This is a genomic window from Stieleria varia, from assembly GCF_038443385.1.
Taxonomy (GTDB): domain Bacteria; phylum Planctomycetota; class Planctomycetia; order Pirellulales; family Pirellulaceae; genus Stieleria; species Stieleria varia.
This window is the reverse complement of the sequence record NZ_CP151726.1, coordinates 1,420,266-1,443,837: the sequence shown is the minus strand read 5'-3', so window position 1 is coordinate 1,443,837 and position 23,572 is coordinate 1,420,266. Positions and strand designations below refer to the sequence as shown.

17 protein-coding genes are annotated in these 23,572 nt (G+C 56.4%); 6 read left to right on the top strand and 11 right to left on the bottom strand.

The window, feature by feature from the left end; genetic code table 11:
* Positions 1-10: 10 nt before the first annotated feature.
* Both Pla52nx_RS05040 and Pla52nx_RS05035 read right to left on the bottom strand, forming a co-directional pair.
* A complete protein-coding gene (locus Pla52nx_RS05040) occupies positions 11-1,351 on the bottom strand; it encodes an anti-sigma factor family protein (protein WP_197454561.1) in 1,341 nt (446 codons plus the stop codon).
* On the bottom strand, positions 1,348-1,863 hold the full coding sequence (locus Pla52nx_RS05035) for an RNA polymerase sigma factor (RefSeq protein ID WP_197454562.1): 516 nt from the start codon (positions 1,861-1,863) through the stop codon (positions 1,348-1,350). Before Pla52nx_RS05035 ends, Pla52nx_RS05040 begins: the two co-directional genes overlap by 4 nt.
* A gap of 253 nt (positions 1,864-2,116) precedes the next feature.
* On the opposite strand from Pla52nx_RS05035, the gene Pla52nx_RS05030 reads away from it, so the two are divergent.
* Positions 2,117-3,490 (top strand): hypothetical protein, encoded by a 1,374-nt coding sequence (locus Pla52nx_RS05030; protein ID WP_146519942.1) that lies wholly within the window; start codon positions 2,117-2,119, stop codon positions 3,488-3,490.
* Positions 3,491-3,699: 209 nt separating this feature from the next.
* A complete protein-coding gene (locus Pla52nx_RS05025; protein WP_146519943.1) occupies positions 3,700-4,647 on the top strand; it encodes an SIMPL domain-containing protein in 948 nt (315 codons plus the stop codon).
* A gap of 739 nt (positions 4,648-5,386) precedes the next feature.
* Here the strand turns inward: Pla52nx_RS05025 and Pla52nx_RS05020 are convergent.
* The 3 genes from Pla52nx_RS05020 to Pla52nx_RS05010 form a co-directional block, all read right to left on the bottom strand.
* On the bottom strand, positions 5,387-6,349 hold the full coding sequence (locus tag Pla52nx_RS05020; protein ID WP_146519944.1) for a hypothetical protein: 963 nt from the start codon (positions 6,347-6,349) through the stop codon (positions 5,387-5,389).
* Between the two features lie 3 nt (positions 6,350-6,352).
* Positions 6,353-6,934: a YceI family protein gene (locus Pla52nx_RS05015; protein ID WP_146519945.1), complete on the bottom strand. Its 582-nt coding sequence runs from the start codon at positions 6,932-6,934 to the stop codon at positions 6,353-6,355.
* A 159-nt stretch (positions 6,935-7,093) separates the two neighbouring features.
* Positions 7,094-7,321, bottom strand: a complete 228-nt coding sequence (locus Pla52nx_RS05010) for a hypothetical protein (RefSeq protein ID WP_146519946.1) — start codon at positions 7,319-7,321, stop codon at positions 7,094-7,096.
* A 235-nt stretch (positions 7,322-7,556) separates the two neighbouring features.
* On the opposite strand from Pla52nx_RS05010, the gene Pla52nx_RS05005 reads away from it, so the two are divergent.
* Positions 7,557-9,923 carry a PSD1 and planctomycete cytochrome C domain-containing protein gene (locus tag Pla52nx_RS05005; RefSeq protein WP_146519947.1) on the top strand — a complete coding sequence of 789 codons (2,367 nt, stop codon included), beginning with the start codon at positions 7,557-7,559 and terminating at the stop codon, positions 9,921-9,923.
* Positions 9,924-10,035: 112 nt separating this feature from the next.
* Here the strand turns inward: Pla52nx_RS05005 and Pla52nx_RS05000 are convergent, their stop codons facing one another.
* A complete protein-coding gene (locus tag Pla52nx_RS05000) occupies positions 10,036-11,808 on the bottom strand; it encodes a peptidylprolyl isomerase (RefSeq protein ID WP_146519948.1) in 1,773 nt (590 codons plus the stop codon).
* Positions 11,809-12,036: 228 nt separating this feature from the next.
* Here Pla52nx_RS05000 and Pla52nx_RS04995 point away from each other — a divergent pair, with 228 nt between their 5' ends.
* Both Pla52nx_RS04995 and Pla52nx_RS04990 read left to right on the top strand, forming a co-directional pair.
* Complete coding sequence (locus Pla52nx_RS04995) at positions 12,037-13,548, top strand: sulfatase (protein WP_231741950.1); 1,512 nt, start codon at positions 12,037-12,039, stop codon at positions 13,546-13,548.
* Positions 13,548-14,600 (top strand): SDR family oxidoreductase, encoded by a 1,053-nt coding sequence (locus Pla52nx_RS04990; RefSeq protein ID WP_146519949.1) that lies wholly within the window; start codon positions 13,548-13,550, stop codon positions 14,598-14,600. The genes Pla52nx_RS04995 and Pla52nx_RS04990 overlap by 1 nt, the downstream gene beginning before the upstream one ends.
* A 168-nt stretch (positions 14,601-14,768) precedes the next feature.
* On the opposite strand, the gene leuD is transcribed toward Pla52nx_RS04990, so the two are convergent.
* The 5 genes from leuD to Pla52nx_RS04965 all read right to left on the bottom strand — a co-directional run bounded on the left by leuD (position 14,769) and on the right by Pla52nx_RS04965 (position 20,358).
* On the bottom strand, positions 14,769-15,359 hold the full coding sequence (gene leuD / locus Pla52nx_RS04985) for a 3-isopropylmalate dehydratase small subunit (RefSeq protein WP_146519950.1): 591 nt from the start codon (positions 15,357-15,359) through the stop codon (positions 14,769-14,771).
* 54 nt (positions 15,360-15,413) lie between these two features.
* Positions 15,414-16,844 carry a 3-isopropylmalate dehydratase large subunit gene (leuC, locus tag Pla52nx_RS04980; RefSeq protein WP_146519951.1) on the bottom strand — a complete coding sequence of 477 codons (1,431 nt, stop codon included), beginning with the start codon at positions 16,842-16,844 and terminating at the stop codon, positions 15,414-15,416.
* Between the two features lie 174 nt (positions 16,845-17,018).
* Positions 17,019-17,222 carry a hypothetical protein gene (locus Pla52nx_RS04975; protein WP_146519952.1) on the bottom strand — a complete coding sequence of 68 codons (204 nt, stop codon included), beginning with the start codon at positions 17,220-17,222 and terminating at the stop codon, positions 17,019-17,021.
* Positions 17,223-17,333: 111 nt separating this feature from the next.
* Complete coding sequence (gene glmS, locus Pla52nx_RS04970) at positions 17,334-19,205, bottom strand: glutamine--fructose-6-phosphate transaminase (isomerizing) (RefSeq protein ID WP_146519953.1); 1,872 nt, start codon at positions 19,203-19,205, stop codon at positions 17,334-17,336.
* 481 nt (positions 19,206-19,686) lie between these two features.
* A complete protein-coding gene (locus tag Pla52nx_RS04965; RefSeq protein WP_146519954.1) occupies positions 19,687-20,358 on the bottom strand; it encodes a hypothetical protein in 672 nt (223 codons plus the stop codon).
* Positions 20,359-20,657: 299 nt separating this feature from the next.
* Here Pla52nx_RS04965 and Pla52nx_RS04960 point away from each other — a divergent pair, with 299 nt between their 5' ends.
* Positions 20,658-22,865, top strand: coding sequence for an FdhF/YdeP family oxidoreductase (locus Pla52nx_RS04960; protein ID WP_146519955.1), 2,208 nt, complete (start codon positions 20,658-20,660; stop codon positions 22,863-22,865).
* The last annotated feature ends 707 nt before the right edge of the window (positions 22,866-23,572 follow it).

Genomic DNA, 23,572 nt, shown 5'->3' with positions numbered 1-23,572 from the left:
CAGGTTCCACCTACTGCAATGATTGGGAAATCCGCTGCAATGTTCGTTCGGCCTGACTGGAAATCACGCTGTCTGGATCGGCGGCCAATCTTTTGAGTAACTCGATCGAGCGTTGATCGGCAAAGTCGTGTGCCAATGAAACCGCAGTCTGCCTCAAACGCAAATTATCGGCACCGGTTTCGGTTACGGCGTATGCGAGTAACGGAATCGCCCCCGCCGGCCCCAGTCGACGAATCTGTTCTTCGTTCATATGTCGCACCTTGGTCATCCCGATCGGCGCCAAAAGCCGATTCAGGGCGGACCTCAGTTCTCCGTCAATCGATTCGCCGACCGCCAACAAAGGAAGCTGCCAAATCTTTGCGTCCACACTTCCGTTTGGAGTCCTCGCGATTCGGCGTTGCTCGTTAATCGAGACGGTTTCCCCCGGTTCAATCAGACATGTTTCAGCGCCATAGGACATCTCGGCCAGCGAATTGTCCAGCGAGACTGAGTCACACGAGGCTCCCTGATCACTAGTGTGGCATTGAAACTCCGATTCGCTCGGACAGGTAAACGACGCTATCTGAGGAACCGGCTTGCTTTCAACGGACAGATCAATTTCGATTCCGGAACGCTCCGAGGCCAAGCACCACAATTGCCCCTTGATCAATTCGATTTCTCCGGCATCTCGAAACACGACTTCTCCAGTTTCGTTCAATCGAATCTTCGCACGATCGGCCGTCTCAATCTCGCAAAGGACGGAGTCGCCGGTCCGCAGTCGGCATCCCTGAACGAGCGGCGTTTCTGGCGTGGTCATCACCGAATCCCATCGGGAACTACCTTGCAACTGCATTTCAACCACACCGGTAGCGCGGACCAACCTCGCGACGACGCGCGACGATGGGGTCTCGAGTGAGTCGACTTCGGCGTTCTGCTGCGGCATCACAGGCGAGATCCACGCGAATTGATCACGCAGTGCAAGAAGACCGACCAGTGAAGCAGCCATCGCGACGACCACCAACAATGTTTTACGAATATTGCGTTTCTCTGCGAAAGGCGGTGTGGCGGTCGATACCGGCGTTGCGGTTGATGGTCGCTTGGCACCCAGCGGACTCCGCGACCTCAAATCGTCATCCGCAGATGAATCACCAGAGCGTAGGTTGTCGAATTTTTCGACAATCGATTTGCCGTTAACGCCAGTCAGCACCAATCTTTCGCGGAGCTGTGCGTCGAGCGATTTCAAGGACTGCCATTCCCTTTGGCATGCAGAACATTGACGCAGATGATCGCTGGCCCGTGTCATCTGTTCCGCGGTCAATTCGTTGTCGATCATGGCGCTCAGCAATGACCGAATCTCATCGCAGGCCGTCATGACTTGATCTCCGTCGCCGCCAGCCGATTTCGGAGCGTGTTGCGAGCCTTGCTTAGACGCTCGTTGACCGTCGATCTGGCCACGCCCAGCCATTCGGCGATGTCGTCGTAGGTCATGTTCTCGTAATAATGCAACAAGACGATTTCACGATGTGCTTCGGGCAATTCGTTGATAAAAGTCATCAATTGGTCCCCGGTTTCGCTCCGGACGACGCCGTCAACATCATTGACTTCCGAAATGGTTTCGACATCGGTGCCATCCGTTCTGCGCACCTGCTGTCTGCGGATCATGTCGACACAAACATTCCGGGCAATCTGTCGCAACCATCCAGACAACGCCGCACCGGATCTCAGTTCGTGCCATTTTGATATCGCGCGCAGGAACGTTTCCTGAGTAGCGTCTTCGCTGTCACTGGCTGAAATCAATTTCGTCTGGCACAGCGCAAACACCTTCCGATACCAAACTTGGATATCCAACTGGTTGGGACGTTCGTCATCGATGGTTTCAGACACCTGATGACCCAGGGACGCATTCTCATTCAAGGCGACTGTTGCAGCTGAAGGTCTGTTGTGCAAATCCAAGACGACGGAGACCTATCGTTGGACCGGCAAAAAGTCCCGAAGATTGGCAAATACTTTTTTCTTTTGTATTTCCAGGCATGCCGCCACTTTCAGCGGGTCCGGAGACTGATTTCACGCGACTGAGACCATGTTAGCCCCGCGTTTGCTCACCTACCAGCATTTACCTTCGCCCCGGAGACCAGAGATGCGTAAGTTCGTCGTCGCCTGCGTTTTACTTTCTGCTGTGATATTTTTCTCGCAAGTTCCCTGGTCGTCTGCCGAGCGCGATCCCTTGGATCGGCAGAATGCCAATGACGATCGTCACGGCGCGGGGTCCGACCACTTCGTCGTGCATGAATGGGGAACTTTCACCACGTTCTCCGGCAGTGATGGCGTGTACATGGATTTTCGCCCGTTGGCCACCGAACATAGCGACCTGCCAAATTACGTGCTCGACCGCGGTGCGTACTCATCCGCGGCGCTTTTAACAAAATCACGGCTGTTCGGAAAGGTTCGCATGGAAACGCCGGTGACCTACTTCTACACCGACCGAATTCGCAGCGTCGATGTGAAAGTCGGATTCCCCGCGGGTCTGCTGACCGAGTTCTATCCGCCGGTGAAGGAAATGCTGCCGCCGATCGACCAGACAAACATTTTCGGGAAAGGGGAACAGATCGGAAACTCTCAACTGGATTGGGGAACCGTTGATCTGATCCCGATTTCGCAGTTGGTTCCCAATGCAACGGACTCTGATCGCCAATCGCAAATCACGTCTGACTTGGTGACCGCCCTCTTGCCCCATGGCGTCAATGAGCAACACTACGCGGAAGCGCGGGATACCGACTCGGCACTCGTGCACGTTCGTGGCAAAGTCGGTGCGTTTGGCAGCGAAGCCGGATTCTTCGAAAAATTCTTGTTCTATCGCGGAGTCGGAAAATTTCAGTTGCCGATCACCACACGATTCGAAGCGGGCCAGATCGTTGTGCAGAACGATGGTGCCTTGCCAGTTCGATCGGCGGTTTACATCGACGTCAATGATTCTTCAATCACCGCAGCCAAACTCGACCAAATCGATGCAAGACAATCCGTCGTGTTTCATGCACCCGTGACGATCAGCGAAGCGGAATTGGCAGACATGGTCAAAGCTTGCTTGGTCGCAGAGGGGCTTTATGAAAAAGAGGCCGCATCGATGGTTAAAACTTGGCAACAATCATGGTTTACCGAACAAGGCACGCGGGTACTTTATCTGGTCCCTCAACAAACGACCGACGAGTTGTTGCCGCTGCAAATCTCGCCCCGACCGGAAAAAACACTGCGCGTCTTGGTCGGCAGGATGGAAGTGATGTCACCGGAATCAGAGCAGAAAATGATTGGGGCGGTTGCCGAGAGCATCCGTCAGCGCAAGCAGCATGCCATGACTCAAAAGGATCAACCAAAGATGCAGCCCTACGACATTCCGCAACAGATCCGCCAATTCGGACGCATGGCCGAGCCAGCTCTCGCACGCGTCGCGACCATTTCGAGCGACGCCGCCGTGCGCGCCGAAGCGACCGCGTTGGTGCAACAGTTTCGCCAATAGATACGGTCCGGTGTGACGTCGTGGTCTGCTTGGTGCTAACTGTCATACGCATGCAACGCGGTGAATTGTAGCCGCAACTGGTGTATCGATCTTGAGAGAGCGTCCAGATTATGGGCACCCTGTTCTCCGCAACTTGTGAGATAGAATGACGTTCGCCGTCGCTAATCGGCGATGCCCGTTCCCTCGCTAATCCTACGGAGAAATCAATCATGCATGTCCCAAAACTCGTTTGCACCTCCCTGGTTGTGATGCTCATCATCGCACCGCATTCTCAACTGGCGGCCCAGTTTAGCGGTGCCCGTGGGGGCGTCTCGCATGTCGGCGGTCACGGCGCCGCCGGTGGCCAATTTACGCCTCTCAGCCCGGAGGTCGCCGAAGGATTCATTACGATCGAAGGCAAAGCGGAACTACGAATCAAGCCGACGGAAATTCGTATCGTGTTAGCCGTCACCGCAGAAGGAAAAACCTCTGTTGAATGCATGACAGAAATCGAATCGTCCGTCGCGGCGCTTAAGAAGGGTTGGCAAGAAATGGGCGTGCAGATGGATGAGATTGTCGATGATTTCATTTCCGTGCTGCCACGCTATGAATTCGAACTGGAAGAGGTTCGCGGCAAGAATGTCGCTGTGGAAAGGAAGTCTGGCTATCTCATGCAATCCAACCTGCATGTTTCGGTCAAAGATGATGCCGAAGCCATGCGGGCGATCAAGATCGCGTTTGCAAACGGTGTGACAGACATTATCGCATTCGATTATTGGAGCAAGGAAATCGACGATGCGAAATCCAGGGCGAGGTCTCATGCCATCCAGGCGGCACAGGAAAAAGCAAAGGTAATGCTGGCAGTGTTTGGCGATCAAAAACCTCCCGTCATCAACATTCAAGAGTCAACCAATGCCTACTATCCGCAATCGATGTACGTTGAATTCGAGAATGACTACGGGGAGCAATACAGCTCGAATGCAAATTGGCGGGACACACCAATGATCCGCACATTTCGTCCCAAGAACACCTACTACCAAGGGCTGAACGCGGACGGCGATGTCCAAGCCAAAGAACTGCCCATGCGGTCGGAAATCACCGTCGTGTCCGCTGTGCGAGTTTACTATCAATCTCCCGCGGCGAACTCCAAACACAGATTGGACAAGGATGACGATTGATCAGCAGAAGCTGCTAAGCTTGTCACCAATGTTTGGAACACGAGCGTGCTCGGCTTTGAAAGAGAGCACGAAGCGTTTTAACCGTCTGCAGCAGTAGACTTCCGCTGGAGTTTCCATTGCCATGGTCTTCCTTGTTGAACTGAATCCCTGATTGAATCACAGGCCTCTTTAGGGTCAAAGGGGTCAGGCCTCTTTGATGAGCTAAACGAGGCGGCCAAACCTAGCCATCGACTTGCGAATCGCACACTGCGTCCACCAATTGACGACTCGAAAATGTGAAGCGTACAGGTGGAACGGGTCATTTTCGAGTCCACTCACGATTGAGTCCCTACGCATTTTTTCCGTCGACTGGAACCTGAAAAGGTGCGAAACCGTCGCAAAGATCGCCGGGCAGGCACTGGCAAAAGTACCCCAGAAGTACCCATCTGCGAAGGGTCAAAGGAAGAGTCCAAGGGGTCAGGCCTCTTTGATGGAGAAAGCTTCACTGGGAGAAAGCTTCGCTGGGGTCAGGCCTTGCATTGAGTTTTCGGCGGCTCTAGATTCAATTGCCGTTTGATCGGCGTCCGCTCCAAGGTTGGCTGTGCCTCGTCCTCACCGCGTCCAGTTCCCCTGGGCTATCTATCACCTGATCACTCGGGGTGACGGTCGACGTGCACTGTTTCACGATGAAGGTCACTACGGCGAGCAATAAGCGGGGGCTTTTTCCATGCTCCCGGGAGCAATGCGTGTGTTCCCGGCGTCAAGATCTCTCGTTGCTCTGATTGCCTTCCGGTTTGACGAATTCGTGTCCCAGTAGTGGCAGCATTTCGCGGTCAAATTCCCGATTGGCGGCAATCAGCACAACCATCAATGGGATTGCGACGAGAATGAGACTCAACGAGGCGACGATCCAAGGCTTTCGATCGCGAATCTTCGGAGCCTCGCTTACGCAGCACAGCAGTGGCGCGATCAAGATGGTGAGCGCCGGCATGGTCGAGATCTCACCGAAGAACCGGCCGACGAACAGCAGGCCAAACAAACCAACCACGCCTATGCCGATGATGGCAGACGCTAGGAAGCCGTTCGGTAAGCGAACCTCGTGATCTCTTCGCATATATCTTGGAGACAAGCACGGCGCGACGGATACACCGAACAGGGTCGCAGCTAGCGGGATCGCCGCGGCGCCACCATTGATGTATCCCGCCATCATTACCGTCGCACCGGCGCACTGAATCGCTAAGCAAATCGCAAATGCAATGGAGATTCCACCGCTACGATGTGTGATGTACGACAATGTGCCCCACACCATTGCCAACGCAATGACCAACACCGTGATTGCCTGCCACGATGTCCAGTCGTCCGTGCTGCTCAAATAGACGGAATTTTGGAGCAGGATAGGTGGCACTGTGATTGCAACTCCAAAACGCAACAGCCAAGAGACGGCGGTTGGCAGCAAGCGTGCCCCCGCAATCAGCTCGACACACAACGTCATCGGTACCACAATCATCAACAGCCGATCGAGGCCACTGGTTGGGGGCCACGATCGGCTAATACCTAACCAAGCGTAGCCCGTCACCAGACCCAGCCGTAGCCCGAAGACACACACAGCATTAAGCCCTGCCGTGCTGACTGATTTTCGCAACGCAATGATCACAAAAACGAAAACGGAGCTGGTGATTGCCGCAACTCCCATTGCTTTCGCGTAGAGCAGGGGCTCTGGCATTCGTTACTTCTGTACGCCTTCGCAATCAATCATGATCAGCACCTTGTCTCCGATGGGACCGATCGCTTTTGGATCGAACCCGTAATCACTTCGCTTCAGAGACAGCTCAGTGGAAAACGCGACCCGTTTGATGTCTTTGAAGACATGTTCCTCTCCACCCTTCAGCACCAAAGTGATCTCCTTTGTCGTGCCGTGCATCGTAAAGTCACCCGTCACTTCGTATCCACCATCGATGGCTTTCGTACTGGTGCTTTTGAACTCGATCGTTGGGTATTGCTTAGTGTCGAAGTAATCCGGTTGACGCAAGTGCTTGTCGCGTGCTTCATTAGCGGTGTCTACGCTGTCAGCTTGAATGACCAGGGAGAACGTTGATTTGGAAGGTTCCTCACGGTCAAGTGAAAACGCACCAGAGACATCATTGAACCGGCCATGAATCCAACTGATGTCCAGATGCCGGGCCTTGAAGCTGACGGAAGAATGGACTCCATCGTAGTCGTAAACGTCGGCTGCGGAGGCGATCGTGCAACCACCAAGAAGGGCACCGATCACCACCGCTGAAGCCAAGATTCTATAAACGCGTTTCATGCAATTGTCCTTGCGAAATAGAGTCGAGCAAAACTGATGGTGATCGTATCAGCAGACGATCGGCCAAGTGTCATCACCGAGAGTTTTTCCCGAAGACAAGCCACCGGGCTTGTGGGCGGGCGTACCGTATCTCGTCATGCACAGCATGACCTACCAGAACTAGACCCAATCCAAGCCCGTCATCTTTCGCAAGCGGTCTTCGAAATTGCCGATCAAGCCTCCCACGAGCGTCCACTGAGTTGGGGCGCGAAGCTCGATTTCGCCAAACTTGTTGATGCGGACGATCGAGTCGCCCGTGACGCCGGCGTCGTGCAACTGCTTGAAATCAATCTCGCCTTCGTTGACGACGTCCAACAATGTCTTTCCAGTCAGTTCGATGAACTCCACGTTCGCATTCCTTTGAAGATTAGAAAACGCCCAAGCACGATCGGGCGGCAAATTGCCCAGAGATCATCCGAACAGTGTAGTTGCTTTTCAGCGACCGCACCACGCGTGACTCCCCAAAGCGGGGGCGGGTGTCTGCACGGGGGCGTTGGCTTGTGGAGTATGATGGAAGGATGAAGTTCAACGCATCGGGAACCGCGTTGCCCGTTTTTTCCTCCGTCTGATCCGATCTCGATCCATGTCTCGTCACATCGGCCATTCAATCGTCACGCTCGCGTGTTGTTTTCTATTCGTCAGTCTGGGCGTCGCCGGTGAACCTGGGGATCCTGGCCAGCAAACTCACTGGTCCTTCAATCGCGACATCCGCCCGATCCTTTCGGACGCGTGCTTTTATTGCCACGGCCCCGACTCGGCGCATCGCGAAGCCGACTTGCGATTGGACGTGGCCGAGCAAGCACACGAGGACGCGTTCATCGGTGGTGACTTGACGCAGAGCGAAGCTTGGCGGCGGATCGCGTCGGAGGATCCCGATGAGTTGATGCCGCCTCCCGATAGCGGAAAGAAACTCACGCCCGAACAAATGGAAATGATCGGGCAATGGATCCGAGAGGGTGCGCCGTACGATCCTTATTGGGCTTACGTGCCACCGCGGCAACACGCGCCGCCCGACATCGTTGACACGGATTGGGCAAACGATCCGCTGGACCGATTCATCTTGGCACCGCTGGAGAAACAGAGCCTACGGCCCGCCCCTGACGCTGACCCTGCGACGTTGATTCGACGTGTGAGCTTTGATTTGACAGGATTGCCGCCCACGGCCGAGCAGGTCGCGGCGTTCGTCGCCGATCCGACCGAAGAAAACTATCGACGACATGTCGACCACTTGTTTGCGTCACCCGCCTACGGTGAACGGATGGCCGTCTACTGGCTGGACTTGGTTCGATATGCAGATACCGTCGGGTATCACGGAGATCAAGACCACAACATCTCGCCCTATCGCGACTACGTCATCGATTCGCTCAACGCGAACGTGCCGCTGGATCGATTCACGATCGAACAGTTGGCGGGCGATCTGTTGCCCGATCCGACGACCGACCAGATCATCGCAACGGGCTACAACCGATTGCTGCAAACGTCTCACGAAGGTGGCGTGCAACCCAAGGAGTACTTGGCGATCTATGCAGCCGATCGGATACGCAATGTTTCCGCGGTTTGGATGGGTGCGACGGTTGGCTGTGCACAATGTCACGATCACAAATATGATCCGTACCGCATCGACGATTTCTATGCGATGTCAGCGTTCTTTGCGGACATTGATGAAGCAGCACATTTCAAGAACGGCACCAACAGCTTGCCCACGCGTCGCGATCCTGAAATCGCAGTGCTCAGTCCATGGCAACGCCAGTGGTTGCAGCAGATCGAGTCTGAGATCGAAAAAACGAGTCCTCAAACAAGTGAACCCGAACCGGGGTCGCGACTCGCTCAACTGATCGAGTTGCGTGATCGATTAGAGAAATCCAAGCGACGCACCATGATCACAAGGGCGACGCAGCCTCGCGAGGTGCGTCTGCTGCCTCGCGGCAACTGGCTCGACGACAGCGGCCCCATCATGCAGCCGCGTGTCCCTGAGTTTTTGCCCGCCATCGATGTCGTTGATCGGCGTCCGACCCGGTTGGACTTGGCTCAATGGCTGGTCGATCCGCAGAATGGCGTGGGCGGTTTGACCGCACGGGTTTTTGTGAATCGGTTTTGGTACTTGATGTTCGGTCGCGGTCTGTCGAACTCACTGGCGGATTTTGGCGGACAAGGTTCCCCACCGACGCATCCTGAATTGCTCGATCAGTTGGCGTTGGACTTCGTTCAGAGCGGCTGGGACATCAAACATTTTCTGCGGCGACTGGTGCTCTCGCGATCGTATCGGCAGTCGTCCGTCGTGAGCGAATCGATGCTGTCGCGTGATCCGTACAACGAGCTTTTTGCGCGTCAGTCTCGGTATCGGTTGCCGGCGGAGATGGTGCGGGATCATGTGCTGGCGATCAGTGATCAACTGGTGCACCGGGTCGGCGGTGCGAGCATCAAACCGTATCAGCCGGTCGGCTATTATCGCCATCTGAATTTCCCTCAGCGGCGATATCAATCAGACACGGGAGAAAAACAGTGGCGTCGCGGCGTCTACGTTCACTGGCAGCGTCAGTTCTTGCATCCGATGCTCAAGGCGATGGATGCACCCAGCAGAGAAGAATGCACAGCGGAGAGACCAAGATCCAACACGCCATTGGAAGCCCTGGTCTTGCTGAATGATCCCACGATGTTCCGTGTGGCGACCGGATTGGCCGAAGTCTGTCTGGACGAAAACGGACTCGATGACATGCAACGGCTGCATTCCATGTTCGGCAGGGCAACGGGACGGAAAGCAACCCAGGGTGAGCTGGATACGTTGAACCGGTTGCTGCTCAGCGAGAGAAAACACTTCGCCGATCATCCGGCCGATGCCGACCGGATGGCCAAAAATACTCATGTGTCGGTCCCGGCGACAGAACTGGCCGCTTGGACATCCGTTGCCCGTGCCGTTTTGAATCTGTACGAGACGGTGACGAGAAACTAGATTTCGAGACGTACGTCAGGCTTTCTAGCCTGACAATTCAGTGCTGTATGTCAGGCTAGAAAGCCTGACGTACATGTTGCGTGTCAGGCTAGAAAGCCTGACGTACATTTGGTCAGCGTTGTGCTGTGGCGGCGATTTCTTTGGCGGCGATGAAGTAGTTGTCGATTTCAGCAGACGTCTTCAATCGATCGAAGGTCGATGCCATCGCGGCGGCCGTCTTTCGTTCGGTCAGTTCGTTGACCAACTCTGATCGCACAGCCTCCAGGTCCGTCACGTACGGTGTCGTGCGCCCTTGGCTCTTGAGCACGATGTATTTGTCCGCCGTGGCGATGATCCCACTGAGTTCTCCCGGTTTGAGTGCAAAGGCTTCTCGCTCGATCAATGGCTGACCGCTGTGTTGGCGGATCGGCGGTACCTTACCTCGGTTGCTGGCTGAAACGGGTTCGACACTGTACTGTTCGGCCAAACGTCCGAAGAACTCTTCCGACGGATTGTCACGAGCCATCTTCCAAACCTTTTGTGCGGTGCGTTGATCGGACAGCACGATCGCCAGGATCTCGGCTCGTTCGCCGTAGGACGACTCAAATCCCTGCTTGACGTCTTGCTCCGTGATCTTGATTTCGTCTTCGACCAGTTTGCGAAGTGCGACGCTTGGCCAGACGGAATCTTGGATGTAGATCGCAGGCGTGGTTTGTCCGTCACTGGTGACCGATTCCATCCAGGCAGCGATGTTGGGTTTACCGTCCTCACCGATGAATCCGTAGGTGATCGCCGCTTTGGCGATTTCCTGATCGATGTCGGGCTGCGAGACCTGTTTGCCGGCTTTTTTGAGTCCCTGCGTCAACAGTTTTCGATTGATCTCGCCTTCCAGGACATCGCCGCCGTGACGTTTGACACACTCCGATGCGAGAGCGGAGATCGTGATGCGTTGTTCGTTGACGATTGCAGCGACGCCTGGAAACTTGGCTTGCAGGTCTGCGTTGCCGAATACTTTGGACACATTGGCATCGCGTTGCAACTTGGCAAACAACTCACCGGCGGCGCCACGGATTTTTTGATCACGAATGCGATCCACGATTTGTTCGCGGATAGCGGGCATTTCGTTGGTTGGTGGTGTCGCTGCGGGGATGCGTCGCACGGCTTGCAGGAACATCCACTGGTCGGCGATTTGAATCAGCGGCGAGACTTCGTTGTCCTTCAACGCAAATGCGGCTTCCTCCAAACGTGAGTCGCCGGTGTAGCGACGGATGGGTGGGATCAATCCGCCGACGCTGGCGCTGGTTTCGTCTTCGCTGTTCATTTTGGCGAGATTACCGAAACCGGCCGGGTTGGCGACGGCTTCACGGTGCAGTGAATCCGCCTTGGTTTTGTCGGCGACCATGATCATGCGGCACTTGACCGCCTCACCGAACTGCGCCAGATAGGCTTCATTGAATTCTTGTTGGGTCGGTTCGACTTGGCCGGCGACCAATTTGCGGAGCGCCAACATCGGCCAGATGATCTCGCGGGCATAGCGACCCGGTGTGATGTCTCGCTCTTCGTCCAGCAGTTTCAAGTAGTCTGGAGTCGTGAGCTTGAACTTTGCCGCAATCCGATTGATCTCTTCTGCGACTTCTTGTTCGCTGACCTGCAGCCCTTTCTCGTTGCAGGCCTGCATGATCAATTGGCGGTTGATGACGTTGTCCAATACGTCCTTGCCGTATCGCGTGACGGAGGCATCGGCCAGCATCTTTTGAGTGATCGGTTCGGCGTTGACGACCGCAACGATGCCGTCCGAGCTGTCCGCTGCGGCGACGCTGCGGACCGTGCTGGCGAGGGCGATAACGCTGACAAGTGCTAGGCAATAGCCGAATCGAATGGGGGTCAAGAATCGTGGAAAGGGCATCTCGGTCACTCCTTTGAACCGTTGGTAGCATCGAACGCTCGACGCATGAAATCGTCGGTCGGCTTCGGAGGGTAGAAAAATTTCGAATCGGACTCAAGACGAATCGTGTTTGTGCCGACGAAGCTGTTTCTCTCGCAATTCAAGGCGATTCACGCCGTCAGAGGCTTTGAGCTATCCTGTGGGCAAATTCTGTTCTCCGCCGAAATACTCCTTTCCTGAGCCTGTGCCGTGTTCCGATTCACTTTGACAGCATTGCTGGCTGTGCTGCCGATCTGTCTCAGTTTCCAGCGTGTTGCTGCTCAAAACAGTGCTGCTCATAACAGTGCTGCCCAGCCGGTACCCAATCGACAGCAGCCCAATGTCCTGATGATCGCCGTGGATGACCTCGCCTGCACGTTGGGATGCTATGGCGACGTGGTGGCCAGAACACCGCATATCGATTCGCTGGCAGCCAGCGGGGTCTGCTTTCAAAGAGCGTATAACCAGTTGCCGCTGTGCAATCCCACTCGCGCGTCCTTGATGACTGGTCTGCGTCCGGACACGATCAAGGTCTATGATCTGGATCGGCACTTTCGCGATGAAGTCCCCGAGGTAGTGACGTTGCCGCAAGCCTTTCAGAACGCTGGTTACTTTGCCGCGCGGATCGGCAAGATCTATCACTACAACGTGCCGGCATCCATCGGCACCGACGGCTTTGATGATCCGCCATCATGGCAGCACAAGGTCAATCCGATCGGGCGTGACAAGGCTGACGAAGACAAGATTTTCAATGCCGAACCGCATCGCAAGATCAGTGCGGCGCTCAGTTGGTTGGCCGCCGACGGCGAGGATACCGAACAAACCGATGGGATGATCGCGACGGAGGCCATTAAGTTGATGCGGCAAAAACGAAGCGAGCCTTTCTTCTTGGCCGTCGGTTTCTTTCGACCTCACACGCCCTATGTCGCGCCGAAAAAATACTTTGACCTGTACCCGGCAGACGAGATGAGGTTGCCCTTTGCTCCTGCCGACGATCGAGACGATATCCCCACCGCCGCATTCGCTCACAACTGCCCGGTTCCACATTACGGGCTCAGCGAACCGGTGTTACGGCAAGCCATCCAGGCGTACTACGCGAGCGTTTCGTTTATCGATGCTCAAGTCGGTCGGATGCTGGCCGCCTTGTCAGAACTGAAGCTCAGCGACAATACCATCGTGGTGCTTTGGAGCGATCACGGATATCACCTTGGTGAACACAATGGCGTGTGGCAAAAACGGACTTTGTTCGAACAGTCTGCCCGAGCGCCGTTGATCATTCGTCAACCCCGTGCCGCGGGCAATGGAACGCCTTGTTCGCGTGTGGTTGAATTCGTCGACTTGTATCCCACACTCGCCTCGCTTGCCCAAGTCGAATCACCCGACGATCTCGCCGGAAATGATCTGTCTCCCTTGCTGAGTGATCCGCTAATGGAATGGGATAACGTCGCCGTCACCCAAGTCCTGCGACCTGCCGACGACCGACTGGCCGAACCCGTGATGGGGTGCAGCGTTCGCGACGAGCGATTTCGCTACACCGAATGGGGCAATGGCAAACACGGTGTCGAGTTGTACGACCACGCCAGCGATCCGATGGAGTTTCACAATCTGGCGATCGAGCCGGATGCCGCTTCGGTGAACGTCATCCGCCGTTTGCAACCACTGCTTCGCGCGCGTGCGTCTGGTGACATTCCGACGACTCCCGTCAATCCCGCGAGACTGTGATGACTTCACCGAATCATCCTCCGCTGCCGATGTTGATCACGGGCATCGCGGGCGTCGCCGGTTTCAATGCGTTCCATTACTTTCGCCGCCGCTATGGCGACAAAGTGATCGGCGTACGACAACCCAGCATGTGGCCTCTGTCGGGACCCGGGATCATTCCATGCGAGTTGACCGATTCGTTGGCGGTCCAGCAGTTGTGGCAAGAACACCGGTTTGGCAGCGTGATCAGCAGCTTGGGCAGTTGCCGATTGAAATCCTGTGAGACCGATCCCGACATGGCGTACCGAGTCAATGTTCTCGGAACCGAGAACGTCTTGCGGCATGCCGCCCGGTACGACGCGAGAGTGCTTCACACCTCGATCGATCTGGTCTTCGCGGGTCGTGAGCCGGACGAGTCCCACTCGGGTTACGTCGAGACCGATCGGGCTGACCCCGTGACGGTTTACGGAGCCATGATGGTTCGAGCCGAGCAAGTCGTACTGGATCAATGCCCGGATGCCTGTGTTTTGCGGATTTCGTTGCCGATGGGCATCAGCTTCAACGGACATGCCGGTGCGATCGACTGGATCGCGTCACGATTCAAACAGGGAAAACCGGCGACGTTATATTTCGACGAAGTCCGCACGCCGACGTTCACCGATTGTTTGTGTCGCTTGTTGGCTGATTTGCTGAATCGTCCTCTCGCTGGCATCTATCACGCTGGCGGTCCACGCCGCATCAGCTTGTACCAAATCGCTCAGGTGGTGAACGTCGTCGGAGGTCACGATCCGTCCCTGCTGCATGGATGCATGCGCCGACAAGCCGGCCCGATGCCGCCGCGCGCAGGGGACGTCAGCTTGAACTGTGACAAGCTCGTTGAATACTTGGGACGTCAGCCGTTTGATCCTTGGCCGATCGACGATCGATTGGTCCCGACACATCGTGACTGGCATCACGCGCCGGATGACTTGCCTGAGGATTTTCAAGTCGGCGAGCAATCGGTCGCCCAACTGCTGTACCAAAATCCTCGACGTCCTGAGCCGGTCCCGAAATCTCGTCGCCAACAGACTTGACGAAGCTGCGCCGGATTGGCCGTCTGACGGTCAAGAATACCAGCACGAAGCGCAAGCGAGTGAATATGGCGACTCACTCGCTTGCGCTTCATGCTGGTATGTCCCGCGTTTCAGCAAAGAGAATGCTTCACAGCGCTGCTTGAAGTCAGCACATCAACGCGAGGTGCACTACCAGGTTCTGGCGGCTTCGTAGGCGCTGATTTTTTCTTCGTGCATCAGCGTTTGGGCGATGTCATCCAGGCCGTTGATCATGTTTTCGCGACGGCTGGGGTCGATGTCGAATTTGCACTCCCAGCCGCTTTCGTCTCGGACGACTTGATTGTCCAGGTCAACCGTCAGTTGATAGCCGGGCTGCTCGGCCTTTTGAAAGATCGTGTCAATGTCGGCTTCGGGCAACACGATGGGCAACACGCCGTTCTTGAAACAGTTGTTGTAAAAGATGTCGGCAAAGGAAGGCGCGATGACGCTACGGAATCCGTAGTCGTCCAACGCCCAGACAGCGTGTTCGCGACTGCTGCCGCTGCCAAAGTTCTTGCGGGCGACGAGGATCGTGGCGCCTTCGACTTCGGGTCGATTCAACTCAAACTCCGTACGCGGTGTCGTGCCGTCGTCTTGGAAACGCCAATCGTAAAACAAGTACTGGCCAAAACCGGTTCGCTCGATCCGTTTGAGGAACTGCTTGGGGATGATTTGGTCGGTGTCGACGTTGGCGCGATTCATGGTCACGACGAGACCGGTGTGCGCGATGAACTTTTGCATGGTGATGGAATGGGGTTGAGTGATTGCGTGATGGCGAAGGGCGGCGTGTTGCGATCAGTTGCCGGACTTGTAGTCCCACTGACGGATGTCGACGAAGTGTCCGGCGACGGCGGCAGCGGCGGCCATCGCGGGGCTGACCAAGTGCGTGCGTCCGCCCTTGCCCTGCCGGCCTTCGAAATTTCGGTTGCTGGTGCTGGCGCACCGTTCGCCCGGTGCCAACTTGTCCGGGTTCATCGCCAAGCACATGCTGCAACCGGCTTCTCGCCATTCAAAGCCTGCTTCGGTAAAGATCTTATCCAGGCCTTCGGATTCGGCTTGAGTTTTCACACGTCCGCTGCCGGGGACCACCATCGCGTTGACGTGATCACTGACTCGGTGTCCTTTGACGGTTGCCGCGGCGGCCCGCAAGTCCTCGATGCGTGCATTGGTGCAGGAGCCGATGAAGACGCGGTCGATTGAGACGTCCTGCATCTTCGTCTTTGCATTCAGACCCATGTAGGCCAACGCATCACTGGTGGTCTTTTGATCGGTCGCGTCGTCGAAGTCGCTCGGATCGGGCGTTGCCGCCGTGACGCCGATGACTTGGCCGGGGTTGGTGCCCCAGGTCACTTGGGGTTCGATATCGCTGCCTTGGAAAACCAACGAGCGATCGTAGGTCGCGCCGGCATCGGTGTTGAGCAACCGCCAACGCTCGACCGCCGCATCGAAATCGCTGGGCGACTCGGGCAGGCCACGCAAGTAGTCAAAGGTGGTTTGATCGGGGGCGATCATACCGGCTCGCGCGCCCGCTTCGATCGACATGTTGCACACCGTCATGCGTTCTTCCATGGACAGTGCGCGAACGCACTCTCCGGTGTACTCCAGCACGTAACCCGTTCCGCCGGCGGTTCCGATTTGGCCGATCAAGTACAGGATCATGTCCTTGGCCGTCACGCCGCGTGGCAATTCGCCGTCGACACGAAGTTCAAAGGTCTTGGGTTTGAACTGCAGCAACGTTTGCGTCGCCAGCACGTGTTCGACTTCGCTGGTCCCGATGCCGAAGGCCAACGCACCGAAAGCGCCGTGGGTCGCGGTGTGGGAGTCGCCGCAAACGATCGTCATGCCCGGTTGGGTGAAACCATTTTCCGGGCCGATGACGTGCACGATTCCTTGGCGGACGTCGCCGATGTCATAGAGCTGGACGCCGAATTCCTGGCAGTTGGCCCGCAGGGTTTCGATCTGTTTTTTGCTGATCGGGTCCGCGATCGGCAGACTGCGGTCGGTCGTGGGGACGTTGTGGTCGGGGGTGGCGAGCGTTCGCTCGGGTCGACGGACGGGCCGACCGGCCAGACGCAGGCCCTCAAAGGCTTGGGGACTGGTGACTTCGTGGACCAAGTGCAGATCGATGTACAGGATCGCTGGCCCTGATTCGGGGGCGTGGACGACGTGCTGGTCCCAGATTTTATCAAGCAAAGTCCGCGGGGCGGACGAATTGGCGTCGGACATGAGTGTTTGAATGAGGGTCGCTGGGGAGAAATTTCCGCCGCCACTGTCAACTGTGGAGACGAAAATGTCAACGGCGCGACGTCAGAAACAGAGGGCCTGAAAGTAGCTCAGACACCCTCGATCCATGCCAGGTTCACCGCCAGTTCATGTCGATTCGACGTGTTTTAGCGGAAATCAAACGGGCTCTTCCACGTACTCTTCGCGGTACCGATCTTCGTTGCCCGGGACGATTCGAGTGACGCTGACCTTGGTGCGTCGCAATTCTTCGATCTCGGCGGCCATCTGGGAAATCAAGTTGGCGATCTCCGTTCCGGCGGCTTCCCCGATGTTGTTCATCAGGGCTTTTCGTGAGTTATAGGTCAGTCCGGTGGTTTTCATTGGATCTCTCCGGAGTCAAAAAGCATGCTGGCAAAGCCCGACGCAGCGGGGCGATTCCGTGGGGGTGAACTCAATAGATAGTCCACTGAACATGATCGGCAAGAGTGAGGGTCATTCGACAGTCACACTTTTGGCCAAGTTTCTCGGTTTGTCCACGTCACAACCCCGAAGCAGGGCGACGTGGTATGACAGCAACTGCAGAGGGATCACGGACACAATCGGCTGCAAGAATTCGGGAACACGGGGAATTCGGATCACATCGTCGGCGACCGAGTCGACTTGGGGATCGTCATGGCTGGCGATGGCGATGATCGGGCCTCCCCGCGCACGGACTTCTTCCATGTTCGCCATGACTTTGTCATAAGTCGTTCCGTGGGGGATGATGAACACACTGGGTGTGGCTTTGTCCACCAACGCGATCGGGCCGTGTTTCATTTCCGCCGCCGGGTAGCCTTCGGCATGGATGTAGCTGATTTCCTTGAGCTTCAGTGCGCCTTCCAGCGCCGTGGGGAAATTGAACTGTCGACCGAGATACAGGACGTTGGTCGCGTCCTTGTACTTTGCCGCGACGTCGCGAACTTGGAGATCGCAACTGAGGGCCTGCTGGACCGCACCGGGCAACCGATGCAGCTCTTCGATGATTTCCTGTCCGCGTTCAAAACTCATGTGACGCATGCGGCCGAAGTACAAGGCCAGCATCGTCAGCACGCAGCACTGGGACGTGTAGGCCTTGGTGCTGGCGACGCCGATTTCCGGACCGGCGTGCAAGTAAACGCCTCCGTCGGCGGCTTGCGCGATCGAACTGCCCACGACGTTGCAGATCGCTAGCGTTCGGTGGCCTTTGCGTTTGGTCTCGCGAAGCGCGGCCAGCGTGTCGGCCGTTTCACCGCTTTGTGTGATACCAAATACGAGCGTGTTGTTTTCGATCGGCGGGTTGCGATATCGCAATTCGCTGGCGTACTGGACTTCGACCGGGATACGCGCGAGTTCCTCGATCAAATATTCGCCAACAAGCGCGCTGTGCCAACTGGTTCCGCAACCAGTCAACGTGATGCGTTCGATGCCACGCAGTTGTTGAGGCGTCAGGTTCAGCCCGCCAAAAACGGCGGTCGCGTTTTCTTCGTCCAGTCGACCACGCATCGCATTGCGGAGGGCTTCGGGTTGCTCGTGGATTTCCTTGAGCATGTAGTGTTCATAGCCACCCAGCTCGACGTTGTCGTCGCTGACCTCCAGTGGTCGAACGTCGACTCGAATCTTTCCTTGGTCGCGATGCAGAACGGAGAAGCCTTCTGGGGTCAGCACGGCCAACTGATGATCGGCCATGTAGACGATTCGATCGGTGCTGCCCGCCAAAGGAGACGCATCGCTGGCGATGAAGTACTCTCCGCGTCCGACGCCGATCACCAGTGGGCTGCCGAAACGTGCGGCGATCAGCATGTTGGGACGCTCGCGAAAAGCGATGGCCAAGCCGTAGGTGCCACGCAGTTGATTGATCGCCCATTGAACGGCGGTGACGTACCGCATGTTGAGCTGTTCGGGATCTTCGGGAGTTAGCTTGAGGCCCTCGGCGATCAGGTGTGCGATCACCTCGCTGTCCGTGGCAGACTTGAATTCGTAACCTTTGGCGATGAGCTCGTCCTTGAGAACTTGAAAGTTCTCGATTACACCGTTGTGGACCAAGACGACTTCGCCATCGCCGCCCAAATGAGGGTGCGCGTTTTCTTCGGTCGCCGGACCGTGCGTCGCCCAACGCGTGTGCCCGATGCCCGTGGGTCCGTCAATGATTTGTTGTCTGGCGTGTTTTTCTTGCAGGCGTTGCGCCAATGCGTCGATTCGCCCGACCGATCGAGTGATCTGAAACTCGCCCCCGATTTGCGTGGCCACGCCGGCGCTGTCGTACCCGCGATACTCCAGTCGACGAAGTCCGGTGAGCAAGAACTCAGCGGAGTTTTTGGGTCCGACGTATCCAACGATTCCACACATATAACCTGGCTCCAGTGGCTCTGGCTCGAATAGCTCTGGCTCGAATAGCTCTGGCTCAATTGAGCCTGCGTCCCTGTATCGCGAAATGCACCTAACCCTAGCTCGCGAATGGGAGTCAAGATTGAGGGCGATTGCCAAGCATTCGACGATACCTTCGCTAAACCAGACAACCGCTAAAATAGGCAGATTCAGCGGATCAGAACAAGCAGGATTTCGTGGCTGAATGATCGGCTACAGAGCCATTCGCGTTTGATTGCGTCCCACAATGGTGATCGGCAAGGCGATTGGCGGCTCGCTGATCGAGTCAAATTTGGAACGCAAGGGTGAGCCGAGGGCCGTAAGGCACCGGGCAGTGCAATAGGCTCGACCGCTGAGGAGTGTTTCCTTAATAAATGGCGTAGTGGACTTCGCCAGAAATTTCATGCGAAAGGAATTCTGGCGAATCGAACTACCAAGTGCGTTAGTGATTGGATCGTTGTTCCTAAGCCGCTTTTGTCGCGTTGGCGGCGGTCGACATCTTGGACCATTTTCCATCGGTCTGTAGAAAGACGCTTCCGCTTGCTTTGCAGATTCGGTCCAACGGTGCGCTCAAAACGTTGACTTCGGGATCATTCCAGATCAACAAGTCGACTTGACCGTACGTGCGAGCCACGCGATCCAATCCCGCCCGTGTGGGCATTGGGAGCAGGTTGACCAGGGACGAAATGCCGCGGAGCTGTTTGTGAAAGGCGCGCAATTCGATGCCGCCATTCATCTCGAATTGATCGACGGCGATGTAGTGAATCTTGGCGTCCGGGTTTGCCTTCAAAAGCGACTGCAGGATGGCGATGGCCCGTGTTCCGTCACCGACACCCACCTCCAGCACAGTATTGACGGACAACCCTTTGAATTGCTTGGTCAGACCTGCATGGGGGCAACTACGCAGTACGCCAGAGAGCAATCCAGATTTAACCGGTTTGGCCGCTGGGACCTTGACCGCGGCTGCCGTCGCTGGATCGGGGCGCGCGGCAGCAGGCACGCGACCCGCAACCGCTTGGTCTACGGTCTTGTCGGCTACCTTGGGCTTACCAGCCTCGATGTCCGCAGTTTCGCCCGTCGCCGCCGAACCCGTTGCTACCGACCGAATCGAATTCCAGAGTTTCAGCAAAGACATGGGCCGATCACCTGACGAGCGTAGGGAACGTGAATGGTGCGACCATTCGTCAGCGTCACGACGTTTGGACGCAAATCCGGCAACGAATGAGAACACACCCATTGGTTTCGGCGGCTTGCGGTTCCAAATCGAACGGATTTCAGAGTCGATCACCTGGGCAGGGTCAGGCAAAGATTGACGATTGTTCAAAGGCTGACGGCAGCGGTGGAGCGTGCATTGAGGTTAGAATGCTGGCAGCCCAATGGGCAGGCGGGAACACTCGGGGCCTATGCTCTCAGTGCCGGGCATCAGAAACGGGAATGGATTGGAATACAGCGAAGGAGACATCAGTGAAAGTTGGCAGCGGTGGCGGTTTTCGAGCGATCTGGTACACGTGGAAAAAAGGGCGTGAGGCAGGTGGCGTTTGGAAACTTTACAAAGCGATGCGGTCGCGCAACGCGTGCAAAACGTGCGCTCTGGGCATGGGCGGCCAAAAAGGCGGCATGGTCAATGAATCGGGTCACTTCCCCGAGGTTTGCAAGAAAAGCTTGCAAGCCATGGTCGCTGACATGCAGCCTGCGATCACCAGCGACTATTGGAAAAAAAACTCTCTGGCCGAATTGCAGAAGCTCACTCCTCGGCAACTGGAACACCTCGGTCGACTGATTCATCCGGTTCGCTATCGAGCCGGCGACACTCACTACACAGAAATCACTTGGCAGGAAGCCTTTGACAGCATCGTCGAAAAGCTCAGGGCGGTTCGCCCCGACGAAACCTTCTGGTACTTCAGCGGTCGCAGCAGCAACGAAGCCGGTTTCTTGTTGCAATTGCTCGCCCGTGTCTACGGCACCAACAACGTCAACAACTGCAGCTACTACTGCCATCAAGCCAGCGGGGTCGGTCTGCAATCCAGCGTCGGCAGCGGTACTGCGACGATCGTCTTGGAGGACCTGGAAAAAGCGGACACGGTTTTCGTGATCGGTGGCAATCCAGCGAGCAATCACCCGCGGTTGATGACCAGCTTGATGAAGATCCGGCGTCGCGGTGGAAAGGTGATCGTGATCAATCCGGTGCGTGAAACGGGAATGGTCAAGTTTCGTGTTCCCAGTGACGTCTTTTCACTGCTCGGCGGAACCAAGATCGCATCACACTACATTCAACCCCACATCGGCGGCGACCTCGCCTTGCTGTGGGGCATCGCCAAAGCCGTCAAGTCTGCGGGCAAAATCGACTCGGCTTTCTTGCAAGATCATTGCCGCAACAGCGACGAGTGGTTGGCCGCCGTCGATGCGCTGAATTGGGAAGAGATCGAGACGAAGTCCGGCGTGGCGCGAAGCGAGATCGAAATGATCGCCGAACTCTACGCACAGTCGCGGCTAACGGTGTTCTCGTGGACGATGGGGATCACCCACCACGCACACGGCGTCGAGAATGTTCAAGCCATTGCGAATTTGGCCATGTGCCGCGGCATGCTGGGTCGACCCGGATGCGGTTTGATGCCGATCCGCGGGCACAGCAACGTGCAAGGTATCGGCAGCGTCGGGGTGACTCCCAAGCTCAAAGACAAGATCTTCTCCGCGTTGGAAGAAAAGTTCGGCGTGGAGCTGCCAACCACCGATGGCAAAGACACCTTGGCGTGCATGGATGCGGCGATCAGCGGTGAGATCAAAGTCGGATTTTGCTTGGGCGGAAATCTTTATGGTTCCAACCCCGATGCGACGTACGCCGCTCGTTCGCTCTCAAGTCTTGATCTGAACGTGATGCTCAACACCACGATGAACACCGGCCACGCGCACGGGTTGGCCAAGGAAACGATCATCTTGCCCGTGTTGGCACGCGATGAGGAACCCGAACCGACGACGCAGGAGTCGATGTTCAACTTTGTCCGCTTGAGCGACGGTGGTCCACGTCGATTGCCCGGTCCCCGTAGCGAAGTCGAGATCATCGCGACGATCGGCGAACGCTTGTTGCCCGATGCCAAGGGAATCGACTGGACGCAGATGCGCAAAGCCGCAACGATCAGGCATTGGATCGGTGCAGTGGTCCCCGGCTACGAAAAGATCACTACGATCGATGAAACGAAAGAAGAATTTCAGATCGAAGGCCGGACGTTTCACCAACCGCACTTCGGCACCGACGATGGCCGCGCGGTGCTGCATCGCCACACGCTGCCACCGCTCAAGGGCACCGGCAATCAGCAGTTGCGTTTGATGACGGTTCGCAGCGAAGGCCAGTTCAACACGGTGGTCTATGAAGAAGAAGACCTGTATCGCAATCAAGATCGCCGGGACATCATCCTCATGCACCCCGATGACCTAAAACGTTTGGGTTTACAGCACGATCAACGCGTGACGGTCAAAAGCGACACCGGCAGCATGCCGGGCATTTTGGCCCGTGGCTACGATTCGATCCGCAGCGGAAACGCGTTGATGTACTACCCCGAGTCCAACATCCTGGTCAGCCGCCACGCCGACCCGCAAAGCAAGACACCGGCCTTCAAAGGCGTCGTCGTCGAGATCATTCCCTGACCCCAGCAACCGTAGGTCATGCTGTGCATGATGGAATACGGTACGCCGCTACTTCACCTCTGGCCGCGTGGATTCGGGAAGACACCAGCTGATGTCTAGTGTGGCAGAATTGCAATGGGCGGATGCTGTCATGCAAAGTATGCCCTAACGATGGGTTTCAAGTCGATCTGGCCAGCCAGAAGTCGCGATCAAAACCAATCGACGTTGTTCCACTTGATTCGCTTGGGTCACGCACAAACCTTGGGCACTGTGGTCACCTGATTGGGACCAAAAGGTGCCAAAGTTCGGAGCTGTTGCCGTTCACGGCCGCACACACCACCTGCAGACAATTCATCCTCACTACCTGTCTGCCTGTCTCGCACCAGAAAGTCCAGGGCTTCAACGACTGACTTGGATCACCGTTCTTAGACTGCCTCTGCAACACTCAATACTGGGCCCGTAAGCGTTTTGTACCACGCACCAATCTAGCAGGATTAGTTTGCTGCCGCTCTCGATGCCTGAGGTACCGACTGAGACACCCAAGAAGAGCCTTGCAGTGGCCTGCAGCGTGGCGGCCTCTTGTCCCGAATTCAGATGACGGCGGGATGACACGAGCGGCGATGGAAGCTTGGTGGGCGGCACGAATGGCAATTCGGGACATCGCTTAATTGCAGAACGGCAGGGTTCACTGGGCCGCGGCGAACAAACTGAACATTGAAACCCGCGCG